The 22,869-nt window shown below is 71.9% G+C and carries 18 protein-coding genes and 1 pseudogene; 12 read left to right on the top strand and 7 right to left on the bottom strand.

Features of this window, described 5'->3' with window-relative positions:
- The gene (locus BJ961_RS13215) at positions 1-666 is read right to left on the bottom strand and encodes a GOLPH3/VPS74 family protein (protein WP_271321500.1); all 666 of its coding nucleotides are present in this window, start codon (positions 664-666) and stop codon (positions 1-3) included.
- A 338-nt stretch (positions 667-1,004) separates the two neighbouring features.
- Between BJ961_RS13215 and BJ961_RS13210 the strand changes: the two genes are divergently transcribed.
- The 4 genes and pseudogenes from BJ961_RS13210 to BJ961_RS13195 all read left to right on the top strand — a co-directional run bounded on the left by BJ961_RS13210 (position 1,005) and on the right by BJ961_RS13195 (position 6,327).
- The gene (locus BJ961_RS13210; protein ID WP_271321499.1) at positions 1,005-2,630 is read left to right on the top strand and encodes an ABC-F family ATP-binding cassette domain-containing protein; all 1,626 of its coding nucleotides are present in this window, start codon (positions 1,005-1,007) and stop codon (positions 2,628-2,630) included.
- Between the two features lie 10 nt (positions 2,631-2,640).
- A complete protein-coding gene (locus tag BJ961_RS13205) occupies positions 2,641-4,899 on the top strand; it encodes an excinuclease ABC subunit UvrA (RefSeq protein WP_271321498.1) in 2,259 nt (752 codons plus the stop codon).
- A 155-nt stretch (positions 4,900-5,054) separates the two neighbouring features.
- Positions 5,055-5,147: pseudogene (locus BJ961_RS13200) on the top strand (N(G),N(G)-dimethylarginine dimethylaminohydrolase); the annotation flags it as partial.
- 205 nt (positions 5,148-5,352) lie between these two features.
- Positions 5,353-6,327 (top strand): acyl-ACP desaturase, encoded by a 975-nt coding sequence (locus BJ961_RS13195; RefSeq protein WP_271321497.1) that lies wholly within the window; start codon positions 5,353-5,355, stop codon positions 6,325-6,327.
- Positions 6,328-6,379: 52 nt separating this feature from the next.
- On the opposite strand, the gene BJ961_RS13190 is transcribed toward BJ961_RS13195, so the two are convergent.
- Positions 6,380-6,625 carry a WhiB family transcriptional regulator gene (locus BJ961_RS13190; protein ID WP_271321496.1) on the bottom strand — a complete coding sequence of 82 codons (246 nt, stop codon included), beginning with the start codon at positions 6,623-6,625 and terminating at the stop codon, positions 6,380-6,382.
- 202 nt (positions 6,626-6,827) lie between these two features.
- On the opposite strand from BJ961_RS13190, the gene BJ961_RS13185 reads away from it, so the two are divergent.
- Positions 6,828-7,613: a VOC family protein gene (locus tag BJ961_RS13185; RefSeq protein ID WP_271321495.1), complete on the top strand. Its 786-nt coding sequence runs from the start codon at positions 6,828-6,830 to the stop codon at positions 7,611-7,613.
- A gap of 241 nt (positions 7,614-7,854) precedes the next feature.
- Here the strand turns inward: BJ961_RS13185 and BJ961_RS13180 are convergent, their stop codons facing one another.
- Both BJ961_RS13180 and BJ961_RS13175 read right to left on the bottom strand, forming a co-directional pair.
- Positions 7,855-8,922 carry a LacI family DNA-binding transcriptional regulator gene (locus BJ961_RS13180; RefSeq protein ID WP_271321494.1) on the bottom strand — a complete coding sequence of 356 codons (1,068 nt, stop codon included), beginning with the start codon at positions 8,920-8,922 and terminating at the stop codon, positions 7,855-7,857.
- Positions 8,923-9,044: 122 nt separating this feature from the next.
- Complete coding sequence (locus BJ961_RS13175; RefSeq protein WP_271321493.1) at positions 9,045-10,067, bottom strand: multicopper oxidase domain-containing protein; 1,023 nt, start codon at positions 10,065-10,067, stop codon at positions 9,045-9,047.
- A 199-nt stretch (positions 10,068-10,266) separates the two neighbouring features.
- Here BJ961_RS13175 and BJ961_RS13170 point away from each other — a divergent pair, with 199 nt between their 5' ends.
- Both BJ961_RS13170 and BJ961_RS13165 read left to right on the top strand, forming a co-directional pair.
- A complete protein-coding gene (locus BJ961_RS13170; RefSeq protein ID WP_381156536.1) occupies positions 10,267-12,744 on the top strand; it encodes a ThuA domain-containing protein in 2,478 nt (825 codons plus the stop codon).
- 14 nt (positions 12,745-12,758) lie between these two features.
- Positions 12,759-14,945: an OmpL47-type beta-barrel domain-containing protein gene (locus BJ961_RS13165; protein WP_271417034.1), complete on the top strand. Its 2,187-nt coding sequence runs from the start codon at positions 12,759-12,761 to the stop codon at positions 14,943-14,945.
- Between the two features lie 18 nt (positions 14,946-14,963).
- Here the strand turns inward: BJ961_RS13165 and ligD are convergent, their stop codons facing one another.
- Entirely contained in the window at positions 14,964-15,989 is a 1,026-nt protein-coding gene (ligD, locus tag BJ961_RS13160; RefSeq protein ID WP_271321491.1) for a non-homologous end-joining DNA ligase, read from the bottom strand.
- 74 nt (positions 15,990-16,063) lie between these two features.
- Between ligD and BJ961_RS13155 the strand changes: the two genes are divergently transcribed.
- A complete protein-coding gene (locus BJ961_RS13155) occupies positions 16,064-17,131 on the top strand; it encodes an ATP-dependent DNA ligase (protein WP_271321490.1) in 1,068 nt (355 codons plus the stop codon).
- 15 nt (positions 17,132-17,146) lie between these two features.
- Here BJ961_RS13155 and BJ961_RS13150 read toward each other — a convergent pair whose 3' ends face one another.
- Entirely contained in the window at positions 17,147-18,337 is a 1,191-nt protein-coding gene (locus BJ961_RS13150) for a zinc-dependent alcohol dehydrogenase (RefSeq protein ID WP_271321489.1), read from the bottom strand.
- Positions 18,338-18,547: 210 nt separating this feature from the next.
- Here BJ961_RS13150 and BJ961_RS13145 point away from each other — a divergent pair, with 210 nt between their 5' ends.
- Positions 18,548-19,516 carry a DUF3048 domain-containing protein gene (locus BJ961_RS13145; RefSeq protein ID WP_271417033.1) on the top strand — a complete coding sequence of 323 codons (969 nt, stop codon included), beginning with the start codon at positions 18,548-18,550 and terminating at the stop codon, positions 19,514-19,516.
- 40 nt (positions 19,517-19,556) lie between these two features.
- Here BJ961_RS13145 and BJ961_RS13140 read toward each other — a convergent pair whose 3' ends face one another.
- On the bottom strand, positions 19,557-20,021 hold the full coding sequence (locus tag BJ961_RS13140) for a MarR family winged helix-turn-helix transcriptional regulator (protein WP_271321488.1): 465 nt from the start codon (positions 20,019-20,021) through the stop codon (positions 19,557-19,559).
- Positions 20,022-20,233: 212 nt separating this feature from the next.
- Between BJ961_RS13140 and BJ961_RS13135 the strand changes: the two genes are divergently transcribed.
- The 3 genes from BJ961_RS13135 to BJ961_RS13125 are packed head-to-tail and all read left to right on the top strand — an operon-like array spanning position 20,234 to position 22,868.
- Positions 20,234-21,016, top strand: a complete 783-nt coding sequence (locus tag BJ961_RS13135) for a CoA transferase subunit A (protein ID WP_271321487.1) — start codon at positions 20,234-20,236, stop codon at positions 21,014-21,016.
- Complete coding sequence (locus BJ961_RS13130; protein ID WP_271321486.1) at positions 21,016-21,669, top strand: CoA transferase subunit B; 654 nt, start codon at positions 21,016-21,018, stop codon at positions 21,667-21,669. Before BJ961_RS13135 ends, BJ961_RS13130 begins: the two co-directional genes overlap by 1 nt.
- On the top strand, positions 21,666-22,868 hold the full coding sequence (locus tag BJ961_RS13125) for a thiolase family protein (protein WP_271321485.1): 1,203 nt from the start codon (positions 21,666-21,668) through the stop codon (positions 22,866-22,868). Before BJ961_RS13130 ends, BJ961_RS13125 begins: the two co-directional genes overlap by 4 nt.
- The last annotated feature ends 1 nt before the right edge of the window (position 22,869 follow it).

Raw genomic sequence — 22,869 nt, 5'->3', positions numbered from 1 at the left:
TCAGCCGCGTGCCGGGGCCATCGCCTGCGCGGTCTCGGCGCTCACCGCGTCCCGGACCTCGCCGACGATCTTCCGCAGCCCGGGTGCCGCGGCCCCGCTGCGCCCGGTCAGTTCCGCGATCCGGTCCCGGCCGCCCGCCCCGTCCCCCGCCGGGACGCCCAGTCCGGCGGCGGCCACCAGCGCGGCCAGGGCCGCGTCCCGTTCGGAGACCTCCGCGGCCGGCAAGGGCCCCTCCAGGACGTACCGCGTCTCCTCGCGGAGCGCCCGGGGCACGGCGGCCCGCGCGAGGGCGTACTCCACGGACGGGAACACGCCGAGGACGCGTTTCTTCTCGGCCCGCAGACACCCCTCGGCCACCAACTGCTCCCGGACGGCGTCGAAGGTGACCCGGGCATGCAGCCGCACCCAGGTCCGCCACCGGTGCGGCAGCGACTCGCGCACCAGTTCCAGCAGCCCGTCGAGGACGGGGTCCCCGGCGCCGGAGTCCAGGTCGACGGGCGTGGCGATGCCGTCGTCGTCCGTGAGCAGGCCGCGCTGGGCCAGTTCGGTGAGCGCGCCGGCGCGCACCAGGTGGTGGACCCGGGCGGTGTCGGCGGCGCCGGGCCGCGCGGGGTCCCAGGCCAGCAGGCAGAGCCGGGCCGGCAGGGAGAGCGGGTCGTGGGGCACGGGGGGCCTCCTGGGGCGTGGGACCGGGACCGCGTAAATGCGTTGACAGCCCATCCGGTCGCTCGTACGGTTCGTAGCGCTTCTGTTGCCGCCGATTGGAGAAGGACGTTGCTCGTCTGAGGTCCTGAGACACCGCGTCACACGTATCTCATCTCACGTGTGCACGCCGCGTGCGACCTCGGCGTTCGAGCCGTCCTTGCGGAGCGGGGCTTTCGTGCCCGGCATTCCCCGGGACCCCTCTCGGGACTTCTCCTCCCTCGTCCGACGGCGGCCGCCCGCTTCCGGTGTCTCGATACGCGTTTGCCCCTGACCGCTTCGAGCAACCGCGGAGACCCCGTATGTCTACTTCCCTCACCTGTACCTCCCTCTCCTTCGCCTGGCCCGACGGCACCACCGTCTTCGAGGGCCTCGACGCCGCCTTCGGACCCGGCAGGACCGGACTCGTCGGCGTCAACGGGGCGGGCAAGTCCACCCTGTTGCAGCTGATCGCCGGGCGGCTCACCCCGGCCGACGGCTCCGTCCGGGTGACCGGCGAGGTGGGCCACCTGCCGCAGAACGTCACGCTCGACACCGCCCTGCGCGTCGACGAGGCTCTCGGCATCGCCGGGCGGCGGGCCGCGCTGCACGCCATCGAGGCGGGTGACGCCAGCGAGGAGCACTTCGAGAACGTCGGCGACGACTGGGACGTCGAGGAACGCGCGCTGGCCGCACTCGGCGAACTGGGGCTGGGCCACGTCGGGCTCGACCGCACCGTCGGCGAGATCTCGGGCGGCGAGTCGGTGCTGCTGCGGCTGGCCGCGCTGCTGCTGCGCCGACCGGACGTCCTGCTCCTGGACGAGCCCACCAACAACCTCGACGTGTACGCCCGCAGACGCCTGTACGCGGCCGTCGAGTCCTGGCCGGGCGTGCTGGTCGTGGTCAGCCACGACCGCGAACTGCTGGAACGGGTCGACCAGATCGCCGACCTGCGGTCCGGCACGATCACCTGGTACGGCGGGAACCTCTCGGCGTACGAGCAGGCGCTGGCCGTGGAGCAGGAGGCGGCCGAGCGGATGGTGCGGGTCGCCGAGTCGGACCTGCGGCGGCAGAAGCGCGAACTGGCCGACGCCCAGGTCGTCCTGGCCCGGCGCAGGCGGTACGGCCAGAAGATGTACGACACCAAGCGCGAGCCCCGGGCGGTGATGAAGCTGCGCGCCCGCACGGCCCAGCAGTCGGCCGGCAAGTACCGCATCATGCACGAGGAGAAGCTGACCGAGGCGAGGGAACGGCTGGACGACGCGGTGGAGGCCGTACGGGACGACGACGAGATCCGCGTCGACCTGCCGTACACGGCCGTGCCGCCGGGCCGGACCGTACTCACCCTGCGGGACCTGGAGTTGGCCCACGGCGCCCGGGTGGCGGGCGGCCTCGACGTGCACGGTCCCGAGCGGATCGCGCTGATCGGACGCAACGGCGCGGGCAAGACCACGCTGCTGCGCACCGTCGCCGGGGAGCTGGAACCGGTGGCGGGCGAGGCGACGGCGCACGTGCCGTCGCGGTTCCTGCCGCAGCGGCTGGACGTCCTCGACGACGAGCTGACCGTCGCCGAGAACACGGCCCGGTTCGCGCCGGGCGCCACCGACAACCGGATCCGGGCGCGGTTGGCGCGCTTCCTGTTCCGGGGCGCCCGGGCCGACCAGCGGGCGGCCACGCTGTCCGGCGGCGAGCGCTTCCGGGCGGCGCTGGCGGCACTGATGCTGGCCGAGCCCGCGCCGCAACTGCTGATGCTGGACGAGCCGACCAACAACCTGGACATGGCGAGCGTGCGGCAGCTCACCAGCGCGCTGGAGGCGTACGAGGGGGCGCTGATCGTGGCCGGACACGACATGCCGTTCCTGAAGTCGCTCGGCATCACCCGCTGGCTGCTGTTCGAGGAGGGAGAACTGAGGGAAATCACGCCGGACGCTGTCGGGTATCCCGCCTAGCGTCCCCGGTATGAGCGAGTTCATCAGCATCACCGGGGCCAGGGAGAACAACCTCCAGAACGTCACGCTCCGCATCCCGAAGGGCCGGCTGACCGTGTTCACCGGCGTCTCGGGGTCGGGGAAGTCGTCGGTCGTGTTCGACACGATCGCGGTGGAGTCGCGGCGCCAGCTGAACGAGACGTTCACCTGGTTCGTGCGCAACCGGCTGCCCAAGTACGAGCGGCCGCACGCGGACGCCATGGAGGACCTCTCCCCCGCGATCGTCGTCGACCAGCGGCCGGTCGGCGGCCACTCCCGCTCCACGGTCGGCACAATGACCGACATCCACTCGGTGCTGCGGGTGCTGTTCTCCCGGCACGGCACTCCCAGCGCCGGAGGGGCGACGGCGTACTCGTTCAACGACCCGTCGGGCATGTGCCCCGGCTGCGACGGCCTGGGCCGCCGGGTGCAGCCCGACTGGGACCGGATCCTCGACCCGGCCAGGTCGCTGTCCGGCGGTGCGGTGCGCTTCCCGCCGTTCGCGGCCGGGACCTGGCAGGGGCAGGCGTACACCAACACGGAGGAGCTGGACACCGACAAGCCGGTCGGTGACCTCACGGACGCCGAGCGGGCGTTCCTGATGCGTGGGCGGCCCGGCAGCAAGGTCACCGTCAACGGCTCCGGCGGGACGTGGAGCACCGAGTACGAGGGACTCGCCGACCGGTTCGAACGGCTGTACCTCAAGCGGGACCTGTCCGGCATGAGCGAGAAGACCCGGGATCTCGTGCGCGGCTTCCTGGTCGAGGCCCGCTGCCCCGACTGCGGCGGGGCCCGGCTGAACGCGGCGGCGCTCGCGACCCGGATCGACGGGCACTCCATCGCCGACTGCTCCCGGATGCAGATCACCGACCTGATCACCGTACTGAAGGAGATCGACGACCCGGTGGCCCTGCCCGTCGCCGGCGCCGCGGTGACCGCGCTGGAGCGGGTGGAGGCGATCGGTCTCGGCTACCTCGCCCTGGACCGGGAGACCGCCACCCTGTCCGGCGGCGAGGGGCAGCGGCTGAAGACCGTGCGGCACCTCGGATCCAGCCTGACCGGGATGACGTACATCTTCGACGAACCCAGCGTCGGACTGCACCCGCGTGACGTCGGACGCCTCGGCGACCTGCTGCTGCGGCTGCGCGACAAGGGCAACACCGTGCTGGTGGTCGAGCACGACCCGGACGTCATCGCGCTGGCGGACCACGTCGTCGACATGGGTCCGCGGGCCGGTGCCGGCGGCGGCCGGGTGGTGTTCGAGGGGACGCCGGACGGGCTGGCCGCGTCGGGCACCCTCACCGGGCGGTGCCTGGGGCGGCGCACGGCGGTCAAGGAGACCGTGCGGGCGGCCACCGGGGAGCTGTGGGTGAAGGGCGCCGACCGCCACAACCTGCGGGAGGTGACGGTGGCGTTCGCGACCGGGGTGCTCACCGCGGTCACCGGGGTCGCCGGGTCGGGCAAGAGCACGCTGGTCGCGGAGCTGACCGCCGCCCACCCGGACGCGGTGGTCGTCGACCAGTCGGCCATCGGCGTCTCGGCGCGCTCCACCCCGGCGACGTACCTCGGGATCATGGACACGGTGCGGAAGGTCTTCGCGCGGGAGACGGGTGCCGAGCCGGGGTTCTTCAGCTTCAACTCGGCCGGGGCGTGCGGCACCTGCGAGGGGCGCGGGGTCATCCACACCGACCTCGCGTTCATGGACCCGGTGACGACCCCCTGCCACGCCTGCGAGGGGCGGCGCTTCCGGGAGGAGGTGCTGCGGCTGACGGTCGACGGCAGATCCGTCGCCGACGTACTGGCGATGACGGCCGGCCAGGCGCTGGACTTCTTCGCCGACGCGGGCGTACGGCGCAGGCTGCGCGCCCTGCGCGACGTCGGCCTCACCTACCTCACTCTCGGGCAACCGCTGTCCACGCTCTCCGGCGGGGAACGGCAGCGCATCAAACTCGCCACCCGCCTGCACCGCACCGGCGCCGTCTACGTCCTGGACGAGCCGACCACCGGGCTGCACATGTCGGACGTCGAGGGGCTGCTCGCCCTGCTGGACCGGCTGGTGGACGGCGGCAACACGGTCGTGGTCGTCGAGCACAACCTGGACGTGGTGGCGCACGCCGACCGGGTGATCGACCTCGGTCCGGACGGAGGGCGGGACGGCGGCCGGGTGATCTTCGAGGGGACCCCGCGGGAACTGCTCGCGGCCCGCGGCTCCAGCACGGCGGAGCATCTCAGGAGGGCTACGACGGGCTGAGGGGGGTGAGGGGGGTTCCGTCCGCGCAGGTCCGCGCCGCATGATGGCGAACCGGCGCCCGCCCCGGGCGCCGGAGAGCCGACGACGCCCCGCGCCCGTACGAAAGGCCCCGCGTGCGAAGCAGGAAAGCCCTCGCCCGTCCGGGACGGCGGACCCACGAGCCAGTGCTCGTGGACATCGGCGAGTCCGAGAAACTCGAAGGCCGTGTGACGTGCCTCTCGGTCCGGCGGCGCCGGCTGTACGCCTGACACCTCGCGCAGGTCACCCGTTCGGCCCTGGACCTGCGCGTCTCGAGGCGTCGCCGCTCCCGCCGAACGGCTGCTGATCAGCGACCTTTACAGTGTGTTTAACCTACGGTCTCGTAACCTACGGTTTCGTAGCCTACGATCCCGTAAGTTTCCGGCACCGCTCGCCGGCCGCTTCGCACTGTCGCACGTCCCCCTGGAGTTCTCCGTGACGATCGTCTCCCCGCACCTCGGCACATCCGCAGAATGGACCGACGCCCGGCTGCTGTACGCGCTGGAAGAAGTGGTCGAGCAGGAACTCGACCGGCACCTGAAGGTCGCGAAGGACTGGATGCCGCACGAGTACGTGCCGTGGACCGACGGCCGGAACTTCCCGGGGGTCTTCGAGGACGGCGAGGCCTGGGAGAAGGGCCAGTCCAAGGTCACCGACATCGGCCGGATCGCCCTCGTGGTGAACCTCCTGACGGAGGACAACCTCCCCAGCTACCACCACGAGATCGCCAGCCTCTTCGGCCGCGACGGCGCCTGGGGCACCTGGGTGCACCGCTGGACCGCCGAGGAGGGCCGGCACGGCATCGTGATGCGCGACTACCTGCTCGCCTCTCGCGCCGTCGACCCGGACCAGCTGGAGCAGTTCCGCATGGCCCACATGAGTGAGGGCTTCGAGTCGGACAACCGGCACTCGATGCTGCACTCGGTGGCGTACGTGGCCTTCCAGGAGCTGGCCACCCGCATCTCCCACCGCAACACGGGCCACCAGTCGGGCGACCCGGTCTGCGACCGCATGCTGGCCCGCATCGCGACCGACGAGAACCTGCACATGGTGTTCTACCGGAACCTGCTCAAGGCGGCCTTCGAACTGGCCCCCGACCTGACGATGCAGGCGGTGCGCGACGTGGTCGTGAACTTCCGGATGCCGGGCCACGGCATGCCCGGCTTCGAGCGGGCCGCCGCGCAGATGGCGATCGGCGAGGTCTACAACCTGCGCATCCACCACGACGACGTGATCCAGCCCGTGCTGCGCTTCCTGAAGATCATGGAGATCGACGGTCTCGGCCCGGAGGGGCAGGCGGCACAGGAGGAACTCGGGCTGTACATGGGCGGTCTGGACGCCGAGGCCGCCAAGTTCGACGAGAAGCTGGCCGCACGCAAGGCCCGGATGGCGGCCCGGGCGGCGGGCTGACCGCCGCCGGGGCGGGAGCGGCCCGGCGCATCACCGGCAGGCGGCGCCGCGCTCAGGGCGCGGCGCGGCGCAGGGCCAGTCGTTCCTTCTCCGAGAGGCCGCCCCAGACGCCGAAGCGCTCGTCGTTGCTCAGCGCGAACTCGAGGCAGGTCGAGCGGATCGGGCACAGGGCACAGATCCGCTTGGCGTCCCGTACGGAGCTGCCGGGCTCGGGGAAGAAGAAGTCGCCCCCGGTCTGCGCGCACAACGCCTGCTCCTGCCAGCTCAGGTCGGGCGTCGCGGTCATCTCGATGTGCATGTACAGGAGGGTGCCGGGGGGCGAAAAACGTCCGATCAACGCGGGATCAATGCGGGATCAACGCCGCGCGCCCCGCGTCCCCGGCCCCTCAGATGGTGCTGCCCCGTGCACGGCGGCGCACGGCGGCGCGCGGAAGCGGTTGTCGGTGGTCGGTGCAAGACTCGTCAGTGAAGGCAACGGGAACCTTCCGAGGAGGGCGATCATGCTCACCACCCGTTTCGTCACCGGCGCTCCGAACTGGCTCGATGTCGGCACCTCCGACCTCGACGGCGCCACGTCCTTCTACGGCGCCCTCTTCGGCTGGCGGTTCCGGTCGGCGGGGCCGGAGGCCGGCGGCTACGGCTTCTTCGAGCTGGACGGCCGGATCGTGGCCGGCGGCATGCGTACGACCGCGGAGCAGGGCCCCCCGTCCTGGACCGTGTACTTCCAGGTGCCGGACGCGCGGTCCGCCGCCGAGGCGTCCGAGCGGGCCCACGGCGGTGTCCTCGTGCAGCCGATGGACGTCATGGACCAGGGCACCATGGCGATCCTCACCGACCGGGCCGGGGTGCCGTTCGGCATCTGGCAGCCGGGGCGCCGGGCCGGTCTGGACGCGGCCGGCGAGACCGGCGCGCTGTGCTGGGTCGAACTGCACACGGCGGACGTCGCGGCCGCCGCCGCGTACTACCGGGCGGTGCTCGGTCTGGAGACCTCCGCCGTCCCCTTCCCCGGCGGCTCGTACACCTGCGTCAATCCGGCCGGCGAGGGCGAGGAGGCCATGTTCGGCGGTGTCGTCCCGCTCGCCGACGACCCGGCGGACAAGGACGCCGGGTGGCTGCCGTACCTCGCGGTCGAGGACGCGGACGCCGTGGTCGCCCGGACCGCCGAGCTGGGCGGCACGGTGCGGGTGCCCGCGACGGACATCGAGGGCGTCGGCCGTATCGCCCGGCTCGCCGACCCCTACGGTGCCGAGTTCGCCGTGCTCAGGCCGAGGCCGCGTCAGGCATAGACGGGAGGGACCGGCCCACCGTCCGGGCCCGCCGTCCGGGCCTGGCTGCCGGGGCGCGGCGCCCCTTCCCGCGTCCGCGCTCGCGGCGTGACGCGGCGGACCCGGGTGGGCGGTGGTGCGGCGGACCCCGGTGGGCAGGGCCGACGCGTGTGTTCGGGGCGAGGTGCCGGGGCCCGGGACGCCCGGACCCGCGCGGCGACGCGTCCGGTGTCGGTGCTCGTGCCCCGCGCGCCGTCCGGGCTCACGCGGTGGCGCGGTGGACCAGGGTCGTCGGCAGGACCAGTGCGGACGGGCCGGTCTCCGGGGCCCCGGGGTCGTCCCCGTCGTCCCGTCGGGCGCCGCCGGCCGGACCGTCCTCCAGGCCGCGCAGCAGCAGACGGGCCATCAGCCGGCCCATTCCCTCGATGTCCTGGCGGACGGTGGTCAGCGGCGGGTCGGTCTGTTCGGCGACGGGCAGCATGTCGTCGAAGCCCACCACGGCCACGTCGTCCGGCACGCGCCGCCCGCGCTCGCGCAGCACCCGCAGGGCGCCCGCCGCGGTGAGGTCGTTGGCCGCGAACACGGCGTCCAGGTCGGGGCGGCGGTCGAGCAGCTCCCGCATCGCCCGCTCCCCGCCCCCCGCGGTGAAGTCCCCGTGCGCGACCAGCCCCGGGTCGGTGTCGGCCCGGACGTCGAGGAAGCCCGCGAGCCGGTCGGCGGCGGAGGTCTGGTCGAGCGGGCCGGTGATGTGCGCGACCCGGGTGCGGCCGAGCCCGGCCAGGTGACGGACCGCCGCTCGGGCCCCGCCGCGGTTGTCGCTGTCCACGTAGACCACGTCGTCCACACCGTCGTCCCAGTCGGGGCGCCCGCCGAAGACGGTCGGCACGCCGGCGCGGCGCACGAGTCCGGGCAGCGGGTCGTGCAGGTGCAGGGAGAAGACGAGGGCGCCGTCGACATGGCCGCCGGCCAGGTAGCGGCCCACGCGGGCGTGGTCCTCGCGGCCCTCGGTGAGCAGCAGGACCAGTTGGTTGTCGTGGGCCGTCAGTTCCTTGCCGATGCCGCGCAGTTGCTGGGCGAAGTAGGGGTCGGAGAAGACCCGCGTCTCCGGTTCGGCGGCGACGACGGCGACGGCCCGGTGCCGTCTGGTCACCAGGGATCGGGCGGCCTGGTTGGGCACGTAGCCCAGCTCCTCCACGGCACGCCGGACCCGCTCGGCCAGTGCCTCCCGCACTCCGTGCGCCCCGTTGACCACGCGGGACACGGTGGCCCGCGAGACCCCGGCGCGCTCGGCCACGGCCTCCAGCGTGGGACGCGGCGCGGTCTGGGTCACGGCACTCCTCCTGGGCGGCTGCGGCTCAGGATAGCGGCATGCCGTCGGGCGGGAGGGGGCGTTCCCGGCGTGGTGAACGCGCTGGTGCGGGCCCGGTGCGGGCCCGGTCGGCCGACGCCGGATCAGTGTTCGTGTTCGTGGGCGGGTGTCTCGCCGGCCGCCTCTCCCGCGCCCTCGGCCGTCGCACCGTGCTCGTGCGGTTCGTACCCGGGGATCGTGCCGTCCGGCTTCTTCACGAGGAAGAGGCCCACCATCCCCATGTCGGAGTGGCTCTGCACGTGGCAGTGGTACATCCACGCCCCGGCGCCCACCCCCTCCCCGGCGATGATCTGGAAGCCGAAGGAGTCGGCCGGGCCGGTGATCTTGTTGTCGATGACCCGGGACGGGTCGTCGGGCCCGGTGAGGATGCCGGTGCGGTTGTCCGCCCAGCGGTGACCGTGCATGTGGAAGGTGTGGTAGTACTCGCCGTGCGTGATCATGACGATCTCGACGCGGTCGCCCACGGTGGCCTCGAAGTCGGGGCCGGTGTGCGGCGCGCGGTTGTTGATGGTCATGTCGTTGAAGACGATCGTGTGCGTGGCGTCCGGGAGCACGTCGCCCTTGCGGCGCACGATCACCGGCCCGTACAGGCCCTTGCGGATGCCGCCGGTGCCGTGTTCGGTGCCGACGACGTGGTCGTGGTAGTGCCAGTAGCCGGCGCTGCCCGGCCGCCAGGTGCCGTCCTCGCGGCGGCCCGGTTTGTGGGTGCGCCAGGTGTAGGTGCGGGTGCCGCCGGGTTCGACGTCGCTCTTGTTCATGGCGGTGCCGTCGCTGGAGATCTCGTAGTCCAGGCCGTGGACGTGCAGGCTGGCCCGAACGTCCATGGTGTTGGTGAACTCGATGTGCAGCGTGTCGCCCTCGTTGACCTCGATCAGCGGGCCGGGGACCGACGCCTTGCCCTTCTCGAAGCCGTAGCCCATCTGCCCGTCGGGCAGCTTCTCGGCGTACATCTTGAGGTGTCTCACCTCGCCCCCGGCCGGTGCGGTCCTCGCGGTGACCTCCTTGGCCGCCGCTGCCGAGCCCGCGGCCTCCGGTGCGATGGACAACGATGTCGCGACGGCCGCGCCACCCAGCAGTACCCGCCGGTTGAAGCCTCGCCTGTCCATGCCGAACTCCCCACGCTGAAACGGATGTTGCCCAGACGCAGTACCGATTGGCTGTGATGAACCTGTGGGACCGTACCGGTTGCCGCCGTGTTTATCCACACTCAGGACAAAGTTCGTCGGATCCCGGTCATACCTATTGGCGAACCGCGCAAAGAGGTCTAGCTTCCTTGGCGCTGCTGCCGTGACCGAGGAGGTGCCCATGCCCTTGAGAGGGTTGAGCGCGAGAAGAAGAGGCTGGGCGGCGTGCGCCACCGCCGCTTTCGTCGCCGCGGGACTGCTGGCTGGCCCTGCCGCCAGCGCACGTCCGGCGCCGGATCCATCCCTGACAACGATGTCGATCAAGTCGCCGCCGGGCGGCTCCAACGTACGTGTGCTGATCTTCTACGGGTCCGCCGCGGCCGGGGACGAGTCCCCGGTCGTGAACGCCGGTATCGCGGCGATCGAGCGGATCGGGCTGTCCGGCCCGGCCAAGGAGCAGTTCAAGGTCGAGGCCACGGACAACGCCAACGTCTTCACCAACGAGAAGAAGCTCGGCCGCTTCAACGCGGTCGTGTTCCTGACCGGTGGCGGTGACGTGCTGACGCCCGCCCAGGAGGCGGGTCTGGAGGCGTACATGGAGGCCGGCGGCGGGTTCGTCGGCGTCCACGACGCGGCCCGCGCCGAGCCGTACTCGGACTGGTTCACCGGTCTGGTCGGCGCGCGCCCGGCCGCGGGCAGTCCGACCGGGGTCCAGCGGGCCACGGTCGAGGTCGGTGACCGGCGTCATCCGGCCACCAAGGACCTGCCGCTGGAGTGGAAGCGCCCCGACGAGTGGCTGAACTGGCAGAAGAACCCGTCCGGTGAGGTCCACACCGTGGCCCGGGTGCGCGAGTCGACGTACGCGCCCGGGGCGAGCGCCAACGGGGCGGACCACCCGGTCAGCTGGTGCCGGGACTACGACGGCGGCCGGTCGTTCTACACCGGCATGGGCGGCACGGTGTCGTCGTACGACGAGACCGACTTCCGCACCCATCTGCGCGGCGCCCTGATGTGGACGACCCGCCTCTCGCAGGCCGACTGCAAGGCGACCATCAACGCCAACTACAAGGCCGAGCGGCTCACCGACCCCAACCAGCCCGGCCAGAACGACCAGATCGGCGAACCGCACGGCCTGGTCACCGCCCCCGACGGCCGCGTCTTCTACATCGGCCGCGGCGGCACGGACTCCTCCCACCCCGTGGTGACCGACTGGAACGACCCGAACGTCGGCAAGGGCACCGGGCAGATCCACGTCTGGGACCCGAAGACCGACAAGGTCACCCTCGCCGGTGAGCTGACCGTCTTCGGCAACAAGGGCGGCGGCGACGAGCTGACCAAGGTCGAGGAGGGCCTGCTCGGCATCGAACTGGACCCGAGGTTCGAGGAGAACGGGTGGGTGTACCTGCACTACACCCCGCACTCCCGGATCAACCGGGACACCCACATGGCCGAGCGGCGGGTCTCCCGCTTCACGCTCGACCGGGCCACGAACAAACTGGACCTGGGCAGCGAGAAGACGCTGCTGAAGTGGCCGGTGCAGATCCACAGCTGCTGCCACGCGGGCGGCGGGATGGCCTGGGACTCCAAGGGGAACCTGTACATCGCCACCGGTGACAACAACTCCAGTGGGTTCAGCGACGGTTACTCCGGCAACAACCCGGAGCCCAACTTCAAGGGCGTGTCCTTCGCCGACGCGCGCCGCACCGCCGGCAACACCAACAACCTCAACGGCAAGATCCTGCGCATCCACCCGGAGTCGGACGGGACGTACACGCTCCCGCAGGGCAACCTCTTCACCGGCGAGGAGACCGCCGAGGGCGGCGGCAAGACGCGCGGCGAGATCTACGTGATGGGCGTGCGCAACCCGGCGCGCATCTCCGTCGACAAGAAGACCGACACCCTGTACGCGGGCTGGGTCGGCCCGGACGCCGGTGCCCCGTCGACGACATGGGGTCCGGCCAAGTACGACACGTTCGCCACCATCACCAAGGCGAGCAACCGCGGTTGGCCGTATTGCATGGGCAACAAGCAGCCGTACCGGGACCGGAACCTGCCGGACCCGTCGAAGCCGCTGGGCTGGTACGACTGCGACCACCCGAAGAACGAGTCGCCGAACAACGACGGCCTGGTGAACCTGCCGCCGGTGACCGGCAACAACATCTGGTACTCGCCGCAGGGTGGCGGCCCCGACTTCCCGCGTGACGAGAACGGCGTCCCGTCGTACGACCAGGACGAGGCGGTCTACCGGCTGCCCTGGCTCAAGGGCGGCGGCCAGGCCGCGATGAACGGCCCGGTCTACCGCTACGACGCCGACAGCGCCAGTGACACCAAGTGGCCGGCGTACTGGGACGGCAAGTGGTTCGTCGGTGACTTCTACGACGCCGACCAGCCGCGCAACGCGGTGCTGATGGACCCGAAGACGCAGGGCGACGGCGGTCTGCCGGTGCACTCGGAGTCCCTGAAGAAGATCGTGCCGGTCGGCAACGACGGCATCAAGAACCTGATGGGCTGGAAGTTCGGCCCGGACGGCGCGCTGTACGTCCTGGACTACGGGCGCGGCTTCTTCACCTCGGACTCCAAGTCGGCCCTGTGGCGGGTCACCTACGAGGGCGGCGGCCCGACGCCGGCCGCCGGACAGCTGGCGAGGGGGACCGAGTGATACGCCAACGAAGAATGTGGGCCGCGCTGCTGGCCGGTCTGCTGATGGTGCTCGGACTGCAGGCGACGTCCGCCTCCGGGCAGCCGGCGGCGGCACCCGCCGCGGCCGCCGCCGACCAGGTGCTGACCTGGACGGCGGGCGACGACATCACCAAGTACGTGTCGGCGCCCGAGACGGCGGTGGCCGGTCCGGCCACGATCGTCTTCGAGAACAGCGAGGCCACCGGCAACACGACCGGCATGCCGCACACGCTGACGTTCATGACCAGCGATCCCGAGTACAACCAGGACGTGCAGCTGAACATCCTGGCCAACCCGTTCGACGCCGAGGGCGGCAAGCACACCGCCGAGGTCACCCTCACCCCCGGCACGTACATGTACCACTGCACGATCCCGGGCCACGGCCAGATGACGGGCGTGCTCGTGGTCACCGAGGGCGGCGGCGAGGACACCACGGCGCCCGCGACCTCGGCCGAGGTGGGCGGCACGCAGAACGCCGACGGCGCGTACGTCGGCTCCGCGACCGTGACGCTCGCGGCCACCGACGAGGGCGGCTCGGGCGTCGAGCGGATCGAGTACGCGATCGGTGCCGACGGCGCCTGGCAGCCGTACACCACGCCGGTCGTCGTCGACCAGGTCGGTGAACACACGGTCCGCTACCGGGCGTTCGACAAGGCGGGCAACGCCGCCGAGGAGAAGAACGTCACGTTCGCCGTGGCCGCGCCGGACACCGACGACACGACGGCGCCGGAGACCTCGGCGACCCTCAGCGGTGAGAAGAACGCGGACGGCGCCTACATCGACATGGCGACGGTGACCGTCACCGCCTCCGACACCGGTTCCGGCGTCAACACCATCGAGTACGCGGTCGGCGACGGCGCCTGGACGGCGTACACGGCGCCGGTCATGGTGCACCAGGTCGGGGAGCACACCGTGCGCTACCGGGCCACCGACAAGGCGGGCAACGTCGCGGCGGAGAAGAGCGTCGCCTTCACCGTGGCCGCGGCTCCCCCGCAGGACACCACCCCGCCGGTGACCGGCGCGACCGTGGACGGCACCAAGAACTCCGACGGCGCCTACGTCGGCAGCGCGAAGGTGACCGTGAACGCCGCGGACGAGGGCGGTTCCGGCGTCGCCGGTGTGGAGTACTCGCTGGACGCCGGGCCCTACCTGGCGTACACCGACCCGGTGGTCGTGGACCGGGTGGGCCGGCACACGGTGGCGTACCGGGCGAGCGACAAGGCGGGCAACACCTCCGAGTCGCTGACCGTGAGCTTCACGGTGGTGGCCGGCGGGGTCCCGGCGCCGCCCTGCCCGGAGTACGACGAGCGGCTGACGGTGATCGTCGGCACGGTCGACTCCGGGGTGCCGAACCGGGTCACCAACAACCGGTGCCGGATCAACGAGATGATCGAGGACGAGAAGGAGTGGACGTCCCAGGCGCTGTTCCTCAAGCACGTCGGGAACGTCATGGACGCGCTGCGGGCCGAGGGCGTCGTCGACAGGCGTGAGGTCAAGGCGATCAACAAGGCCGCCAAGCAGTCGAAGATCGGGCTGCCCGGCCAGACCGAGGGCTACCGCACGATCCTCGACGGCAGCCAGGAGTCCTTCGCCCAGTGGGAGCAGGTGGGCGGCGGTTCGTTCGGGCTGAACCCGGACGGGTCGATCACGTCCAGCACCAGCACGCCCGGCATGGGCATGCTGTGGTTCCCCGAGCGCAAGTACGGCGACTTCTCGCTGAAGCTCCAGTGGCGTGACGACGCGGCGGGCACCGCGAACACCAACGGCGGCGTCTTCGTGCGCTTCCCGCAGGTGCACGACCACCCGGAGGAGTCGCGACCGGAGTGGGTCGCCATCAAGTACGGGCACGAGGTACAGGTGTTCGACAGCCCGACCGGCGACATGTACAAGACGGGTTCCCTCTACGGCTTCGACCGGGTCGGCCTGGCCGGCGCGGGCGTGACGGAGAAGGGGACCTGGAACGACTACGAGATCCGCGTGGTGGACCAGCACTACTCGATCTACCGCAACGGCGTGCTGATCAACGAGTTCGACAACTTCGGCGGCCAGACCTTCTACCCCGAGCGCTCGGACGACCCGGGCACGGACGGGCGGCGGTTCGCCTCCGGCTACATCGGACTGCAGGTGCACAGCACGTCGGACGTGGTCTCGTACCGCGACGTCCGGATCAAGGACCTGTAGGTCCCCGACCGTTGGGGCTCAGTCCGGGCCGGGAGCCTTCTTCCTGGCCCGGCTGGGCTGGACCCGGCTCGGCTCGCCCGGCATCTTCGGATACTCCGGCGGGTACGGGAGATCACCGAGCCCGTGATCGTGCTCGTCCTTCGTCGCCAGCTCCAGCAGCGCGTCGAGGGAGTGTCTCGTGTCGTCCATGCCCGCGTGCACGTCGCCGAGTTCGGCGAAGCGCGCGGGCATGGACGTGATGTCGAAGTCCCGCGGGTGCGCGACGCCCACCTCGTCCCAGGTCAGCGGGGCGGAGACGGGGGCGTTCGGGCGGGGGCGCACGGAGTAGGCGGAGGCGATGGTGCGGTCGCGGGCGGTCTGGTTGTAGTCGATGAAGATGCGCTCGCCGCGCTCCTCCTTCCACCACTTGATGGTGACCCGCTCGGGCATCCGCCGTTCCATCTCCCGGCCCACGGCGATGGCGGCACGCCGCACCTGGGTGAAGGTCCAGCGCGGCTCGATCGGCACGAAGACGTGGATGCCGCGCCCGCCGGAGGTCTTGGGCCAGCCGCGCAGGCCGCCGAACTCGTCGAGTACGGCGCGCAGTTCGTGGGCGGCGCGGGCGGCGTCGTCGTAGTCGGTGCCGGGCTGCGGGTCGAGGTCGATACGCAGTTCGTCGGGGTGGTCGACGTCGTCGCGGCGCACCGGCCAGGGGTGGAAGGTGAGGGTGCCGTACTGGGCGGCCCACACCACGGCGGCCTCCTCGGTGGGGCACATCTCGTCGGCGCTGCGTCCGCTGGGGAAGGTGATGTGCGCGGTCGGGATCCAGTCGGGCATCCCCTTGGGCGCGCGCTTCTGGTAGAACCACTCGCCGGTGATGCCGTCGGGGTAGCGCTGGAGCGTGGTGGGCCTCTCGCGCAGGGCGCGCAGGATGCCGGGGGCGACGGCCTGGTAGTACCGGGCCACGTCGAGCTTGGTGTACCCGCACTCCGGGAAGAACACCTTCCCCGGGCTGGACAGCCGCACGGCCCGCCCGCCCACCTCCAGCTCCACCGCTTCCGCCATGCGAGCCACGGTAGGCGCAGCGCGGAAGCTTCGCATATCAGGCGTCCGGGGGCGGGGGCGTTCAGAATCGGACCATGGATCTCCCCGTCATGCCGCCCGTGAAGCCGATGCTCGCCAAGTCCGTGGCGAGGATTCCGCCGGGGATGCACTACGAGGCGAAGTGGGACGGCTTCCGGGCGATCGTGTACCGCGACGGGGACGAGGTGGAGCTGGGGAGCCGGACGGGCAAGCCGCTGACCAGGTATTTTCCGGAGTTGGTGGCGGCGGTGCGGGAGCGGTTGCCGGGGCGGTGCGTGGTGGACGGGGAGATCGTGATCGCCCGGGAGGGGCATCTGGACTTCGACGCGCTGACCGAGCGGATCCATCCGGCGGACTCCCGGGTGCGGATGCTGGCGGAGCGCACGCCGGCCTCGCTGGTGGCCTTCGATCTGCTGGCGCTGGACGACGCGTCGTTGCTCGACGTGGGGCTGGCCGACCGGCGGGCGCTGCTGGTGCGGGCGCTGGACGGGGTGACGCCGCCGGTGCACGTGGCGCCCGCGACGGACGACATCGAGGTGGCCCGCCGGTGGTTCGAGCAGTACGAGGGGGCGGGGCTGGACGGGGTCGTCGCCAAGCCGCTCGACCTGCGCTACCGGCAGGACGAGCGGGCCATGTTCAAGATCAAGCACGAGCGTACGGCGGACATGGTCGTCGCCGGATACCGCTTCCACAAGAGCGGACCGGTGGTCGGCTCGCTGCTGCTCGGGCTGTACGACGAGCGGGGTGTGCTCCAGCACGTGGGGGTGTGCGCGGCCTTCACCATGAAGCGGCGGGCCGAGCTGGTGGAGGAACTGGACCCGCTGCGCATGGACGACGCCGGGGACCATCCGTGGGCCAGGTGGGCCGAGGAGGCCGCCCACGAGTCGGCGCGGCTGCCCGGCGCCCCCAGCCGCTGGTCGGGCAAGAAGGACCTCTCCTGGGTGCCGCTGCGGCCGGAGCGGGTCGTCGAGGTGGCGTACGACCACATGGAGAACGGGGCTCGCTTGCGGCACACGGCCCGCTTCCGCCGCTGGCGCCCGGACCGGACCCCGGAGAGCTGCACCTTCGCGCAGTTGGAGGAGCCGGTCCGGTACGACCTCGCGGAGATCCTCGGCGGGCCCTGACCCGCGCGGTGGACGCTACGGCTTCATCAGCACCTTGACCGCGCCGTCCTGCTTCTTCTGGAACATCTCGTACCAGTGCGGCGCCTGGGCCAGCGGCACCCGGTGGGTGGCGAAGTCGTCGACGCCGAGCGGGTCGTCGTCGGTCAGGTACGGGACGATCTGGTCGCTCCAGCGGCGTACGTTGGCCTGGCCCATGCGCAGCTGGATCTGCTTGTCGAACATGGTGAGCATCGGCATCGGGTCGGCCATGCCGCCGTACACGCCGGAGAGCGAGATGGTGCCGCCGCGGCGGACCAGGTCGATCGCCGTGTAGAGCGCGGCGAGCCGGTCGACGCTGAACCGCTCCGCCAGGGGGCTGCCGATGGCCCGGGGCATCACCGCGGCGGTCTGCTGCACCAGCTTGGCCACGACGCCGCCGTGCGCCTCGGTGCCGACGGCGTCGATCACGGCGTCGGGGCCGCGACCGCCCGTCCGGTCCTGGATCGCCGAGACGAGTTCCTTCTCGTTGTCGAAGGATCGCAGGTCGAAGGTCTCCACACCCCGTTCGCGGGCCCGCTCCAGCCGCTCCGGCACCAGGTCCACGCCGAACACCTTGTCGACCCCCTTGAGGCGGGCGATCCGGCACGCCATGTCGCCGATCGGGCCGAGGCCCAGCACCGCGAGGCTGCCGCCCTGCGGGACGGCGGCGTACTCGACCGCCTGCCAGGCGGTGGGCAGGACGTCGGAGAGGTAGACGAAGCGGTCGTCGGCCGGGCCCTCGGGCACCTTGATGGGTCCGTACTGCGCCTGCGGCACCCGCAGGTACTCGGCCTGGCCGCCGGGCACCGCACCGTACAGGCGGGTGTAGCCGAACAGCGGGGCGCCCATGCCCTCGCCGGTGACCTGGGTGGTCTCGCACTGGGTCGGCAGACCTGTACCGCACATGTAGCAGTGGCCGCACGCGATCTGGAACGGCACCACCACCCGGTCGCCGGGCTTCAGGCCGGTCACCTCCGGACCGACCTCCTCGACGATGCCCATCGGCTCGTGGCCGAGGATGTCGCCCGGTGTCATGAACGGTGTGAGCACCTCGTAGAGGTGCAGGTCGGAGCCGCACAGCCCGGAGGACGTGACGCGGATGACGGCGTCCGTCGGCTCCTGGATCCTCGGGTCGGGCACCTCCTCCACCCGCACGTCCCGCTTGCCCTGCCACGTCACTGCCTTCATCGCCCCGCGCTCCCTCCGTCGCCGTGCGCGTCGGTTCTGCGTGGCGGCCGGGTACCCCGCGGCTCCCGCGGCCGAACCCGGCGGTCTTCTCGGCCGAACAGCGGATTATCAGCCCCGTTCCGTGTGCCGTATCGGATTCCTCCAGGTATGGCACTAAATCCTCTGAGAAACGCACAATCATGACACGGGACGGATGGACGGATGATCACGATGCGACGAGGGACGCGCACAGGACGGTGTGCCGCACTGCTGACGGCGGCGGTGGCGGTCTCGCTGGCCGCGGCGGGCTGTACCGCGGGGCCCGCCGCGAAGGAGGACAGACGGGCGCCGGAACCGGAGCGGTCGCACAGCGCGGCCCCGGCCGCCGGACCGGTGCTCGCCGTGAAGGTCGACAACGTGCCCGCGGCCCGCCCGCAGACGGGCCTGGAGGACGCGGACGTCGTCTACGCCGAGCCGGTGGAGGCCGGGCTGAGCCGGCTGATGGCGATCTACGCCGGCAAGCTGCCCGAGTCGGTGGGTCCGGTGCGCAGCGCCCGCGAGTCGGACCTGGAGCTGCTCGGCCAGTTCGACCGGCCGGTGCTGGCGTTCTCCGGCGCGCAGAGCAAGCTGCTGCCGCTCATCGACAAGGCCCCCCTGCGCGCGGAGCCGCCGGGCGAGGACTCCGACGCCTACGTCCGCGCCCAGGACCGGCAGGCCCCGCACAACCTCTACCTGCGGCCCGGCAAGCTGCTCGGGAAGCCCTCCGGGAGCGCGGCCCTCACCACCGGGTTCACCTACGGCAAGGCGCCCGCGGGCGGCCGGGCGCAGTCGTCGCACACGGTGCGCTACCCCTCGGCGCGCTTCACCTTCACCTGGTCCGGGACCCGGGACCGGTGGCTGGTCTCCATGGACGGCGCACCGGCCCGCACGGCGGACGGCGGGCGGCTGGCCCCGGCCACGGTCGTCGTACAGCACGTGACCGTGCGCGAGTCGGCGTTCCGCGACTTCCGCGGCAGCAACTCGCCCTACGTCGAGTCGGTGGGATCGGGGCGGGCGGAGGTGCTGCGCGACGGACGCGTGTACGACGCGACCTGGAAGCGGGGAGCGGCCGACGACGGCACGGCCTTCACCACCGAGGGCGGCCGGCCGCTGAACTTCGCCGAGGGCCAGGTGTGGGTGGTCTTCACCGGCGGGTCCTGACCCATAGGGCCCCGGCCCCCGGCCCTCGCTCCGGCCCCGGTCAGCCGGAGGCCGCCGTGGGTTCGGCCGGGTTGCGGAGCCCTTCCGCCGCGTCCGCGACCCGGCGGATCAGGTCGAAGAACACCGTCTGCTCGTCGGGGGCGAGCGGGGCGAGGAGCACCTGGTTCATGCGGGCGATGCGCACGCCCAGCCGGCGGTGGACGCGCAGCCCCTCGTCGGTCGGCCGCAGCAGGGAGCGGCGGCCGTCCTGCGGGTCGCGGACCTTGTCGAGGAGTCCGCGGCGGCCCATGCGGCTCACCACCTCCGCGATGGTGGACCGGTCGAGGCCCACCCGCTCCCCCACGGTGCGCTGGTCCAGGCCCGGCTCGGCGACCAGGGCGTTGAGGACGGCGTACTGCGGCGAGGTGGTCTCCTCGGAGACCATCGTGTTCCACAGCAGGTAGTGCGCCTGTTGCAGCCGCCGCGCCAGATGGCCGGGGTGGGTGGTCAGATCGACCGCTGCCATGCGCACACTCCCGTGGTCACTTTCATCGGTGCACTGACGATACAGGGTGCGGACGACAGTCACCCCCGTCAGCGCATCATCCGTTCTACCTCGCATTTCGTGGGTCTTGACGCCCCAGCCGTCCGGTGGCAGCGTGTGGGAAACCTCGCTGGAATACTCAGTGCCCTGACTATCTGTTCCGGGGCGCGCGCGGAAGAGATGGGGCGTCTCGCATGGACAAGGTGGTGGCCACGGCCGCGGAGGCGGTGGCCGACGTGCCCGACGGCGCCTCGCTCGCGGTGGGCGGTTTCGGACTGAGCGGCGTGCCGAACGCGCTGATCCAGGCGCTGCACGAGCGCGGGACCGGCGGACTGTCGGTGGTCTCCAACAACTGCGGCGCGATGGAGTCCGGGCTGGCCGTCCTGCTGGCCGCCGGGCGCATCGCCCGCGTGACCGGGTCCTACATCGGCGCCAACAAGGAGTTCGCGCGCCAGTACCTCGGCGGGGAGCTGGAGGTGGAGATGATCCCGCAGGGCACCCTGGCCGAGCGGCTGCGGGCCGGCGGCGCCGGCATCCCCGCCTTCTACACCCCCGCCGGGGTCGGCACCCAGGTTGCCGACGGCGGGCTGCCCTGGCGGTACGACGGGTCGGGCGGCGTCGCGCTGGCCTCGCCGCCGAAGGAGGTCCGCGAGTTCGACGGGACGGAGTACGTCCTGGAGCGCGGCATCCGCACCGACTTCGCGCTGGTCCGCGCGGCCAGGGGCGACCGGCACGGCAACCTGGTCTTCGCGAAGTCGTCCCGGAACTTCAACCCGCTGGCCGCGATGGCCGGACGGGTGACCCTCGCCGAGGTGGAGGAGCTGGTCGAGCCGGGCGGGATCGACCCGGACGCGGTGCACCTGCCCGGGATCTTCGTCCAGCGGGTGGTGGCCCTGACGGCCGAGCAGGTCGCCGACAAGAAGATCGAGCGGCGTACGATTTCCGCGCCTCCGGCACGAGGAACGGTGAGTTCCTGATGGCGTGGACGCGTGAACAGATGGCCGCGCGTGCCGCGCTGGAGCTGGCGGACGGCCAGTACGTCAACCTCGGCATCGGCCTGCCGACCCTGATCCCGAACCACCTCCCCGAGGGCGTCGAGGTCACCCTGGAGTCGGAGAACGGCATCCTGGGCACCGGCCGCTACCCCACCGAGGCCGAGGTGGACCCCGACCTGATCAACGCGGGCAAGGAGACGGTCACGGTCCGCCCGGGCGCCGCCTTCTTCGACTCGGCGCTGTCCTTCGGCATGATCCGCGGCGGGCACATCGACGTGGCGGTGCTGGGAGCGATGCAGGTCTCCGCCACGGGTGACCTGGCCAACTGGGCCGTTCCCGGCAAGATGATCACCGGGATCGGCGGTGCGATGGACCTCGTCCACGGCGCGCGCACGGTCATCGTGGTCATGACCCACACCGCCAAGGACGGCTCCCCCAAGATCCTTGAGCAGTGCGCGCTGCCTCTCACCGGCAAAGCATGTGTGAACCGTGTCATCACCGACCTCGGTGTCCTCGACGTCACCGCCGACGGCCTGGTCCTGGTGGAGACCGCCCCGGGTGTGGGCGTCGACGAAGTCGTCGCCAGGACCGACGCCAAGCTCGTCGTCGCGGAGAGTGCGGAGGGACCGAAGTGAGGGGCGTCTACATCGTCGACGCGGTGCGCACCCCGTTCGGCAGGTACAACGGGGGCCTGGCGGGCGTACGCCCGGACGACCTGGCGGCGCACGCGATCCGTGAACTCCTCGGCCGCACGCCCGGCCTGGCCCCGTCCCGGATCGACGACGTGTACGTCGGCAACGCCAACGGCGCAGGTGAGGAGAACCGCAACGTCGCCCGCATGGCCGCGCTCCTGGCCGGCCTGCCCACCACCGTCCCCGGCGTCACGGTGAACCGGCTGTGCGCGTCCGGCCTCGAAGCGGTGATCCAGGCGGCCCGTGCCATCGCCGTCGGCGACGCGTCGGTCGTACTCGCGGGCGGGGTGGAGTCGATGACCCGGGCGCCGTACGTGCTGCCCAAGTCGGACCGGCCCTTCCCCGCAGGGCACACCGAGATGTACTCCACCACCCTGGGCTGGCGCATGGTCAACCCGGCGATGGACCCGCGGTGGACGATCCCGCTCGGCGAGTCGGCGGAGCTGATCGCGGACAAGCACGGGATCACCCGCGAGCAGCAGGACGAGTACGCCCTCGCCTCGCACCACAAGGCCGCCCGCGCCCGGGCCGACGGCCTGTTCGACGCCGAACTGGCCGCCGTCCCGGTGCCGCGCCGCAAGGGCGACCCGGTGGACTTCGCCACCGACGAGTGCGTACGCCCGGACGCGTCCCTGGAGGCGATGGCGAAGCTCAGGCCGTCCTTCCGGACGACCGCCGGCACGGTGACCGCCGGGAACGCCTCCCCGCTCAACGACGGCGCCGCCGCGCTGCTGCTGGTGGACGAGGAGGGCCTGCGGGCCACCGGACGCGAGCCGCTCGCCCGGGTCTCGGCCACCGGCGTCTCGGCGACCGACCCGCAGTACTTCGGTCTCGCCCCCGTCGAGGCCGTGAACCGCGCGCTCGGCAAGGCCGGGCGCGGCTTCGCCGACCTGGACGTGCTCGAACTCAACGAGGCCTTCGCCGCCCAGGTACTGGGCTGCGTCGCCGAGTGGCCCGAGTTCGACCCGGCGATCCTCAACCCGCAGGGCGGCGCGATCGCGCTCGGTCACCCCCTCGGCGCCTCGGGCGCCCGCCTCGCCGGCACCGTCGCCCACCAGCTGGCCCGCAGGGGCGGCGGCACCGGCATCGCCACCCTCTGCATCGGCGTCGGCCAGGGTCTCGCCCTGGTCCTCGACCGCTAGT

This window comes from Streptomyces lienomycini (genome assembly GCF_027947595.1).
In the GTDB taxonomy this organism is placed as follows: Bacteria; Actinomycetota; Actinomycetes; order Streptomycetales; family Streptomycetaceae; genus Streptomyces; species Streptomyces lienomycini.
The sequence above is the reverse complement of the archived record's forward strand: the minus strand, read 5'-3'. Positions and strand labels throughout refer to the sequence as shown.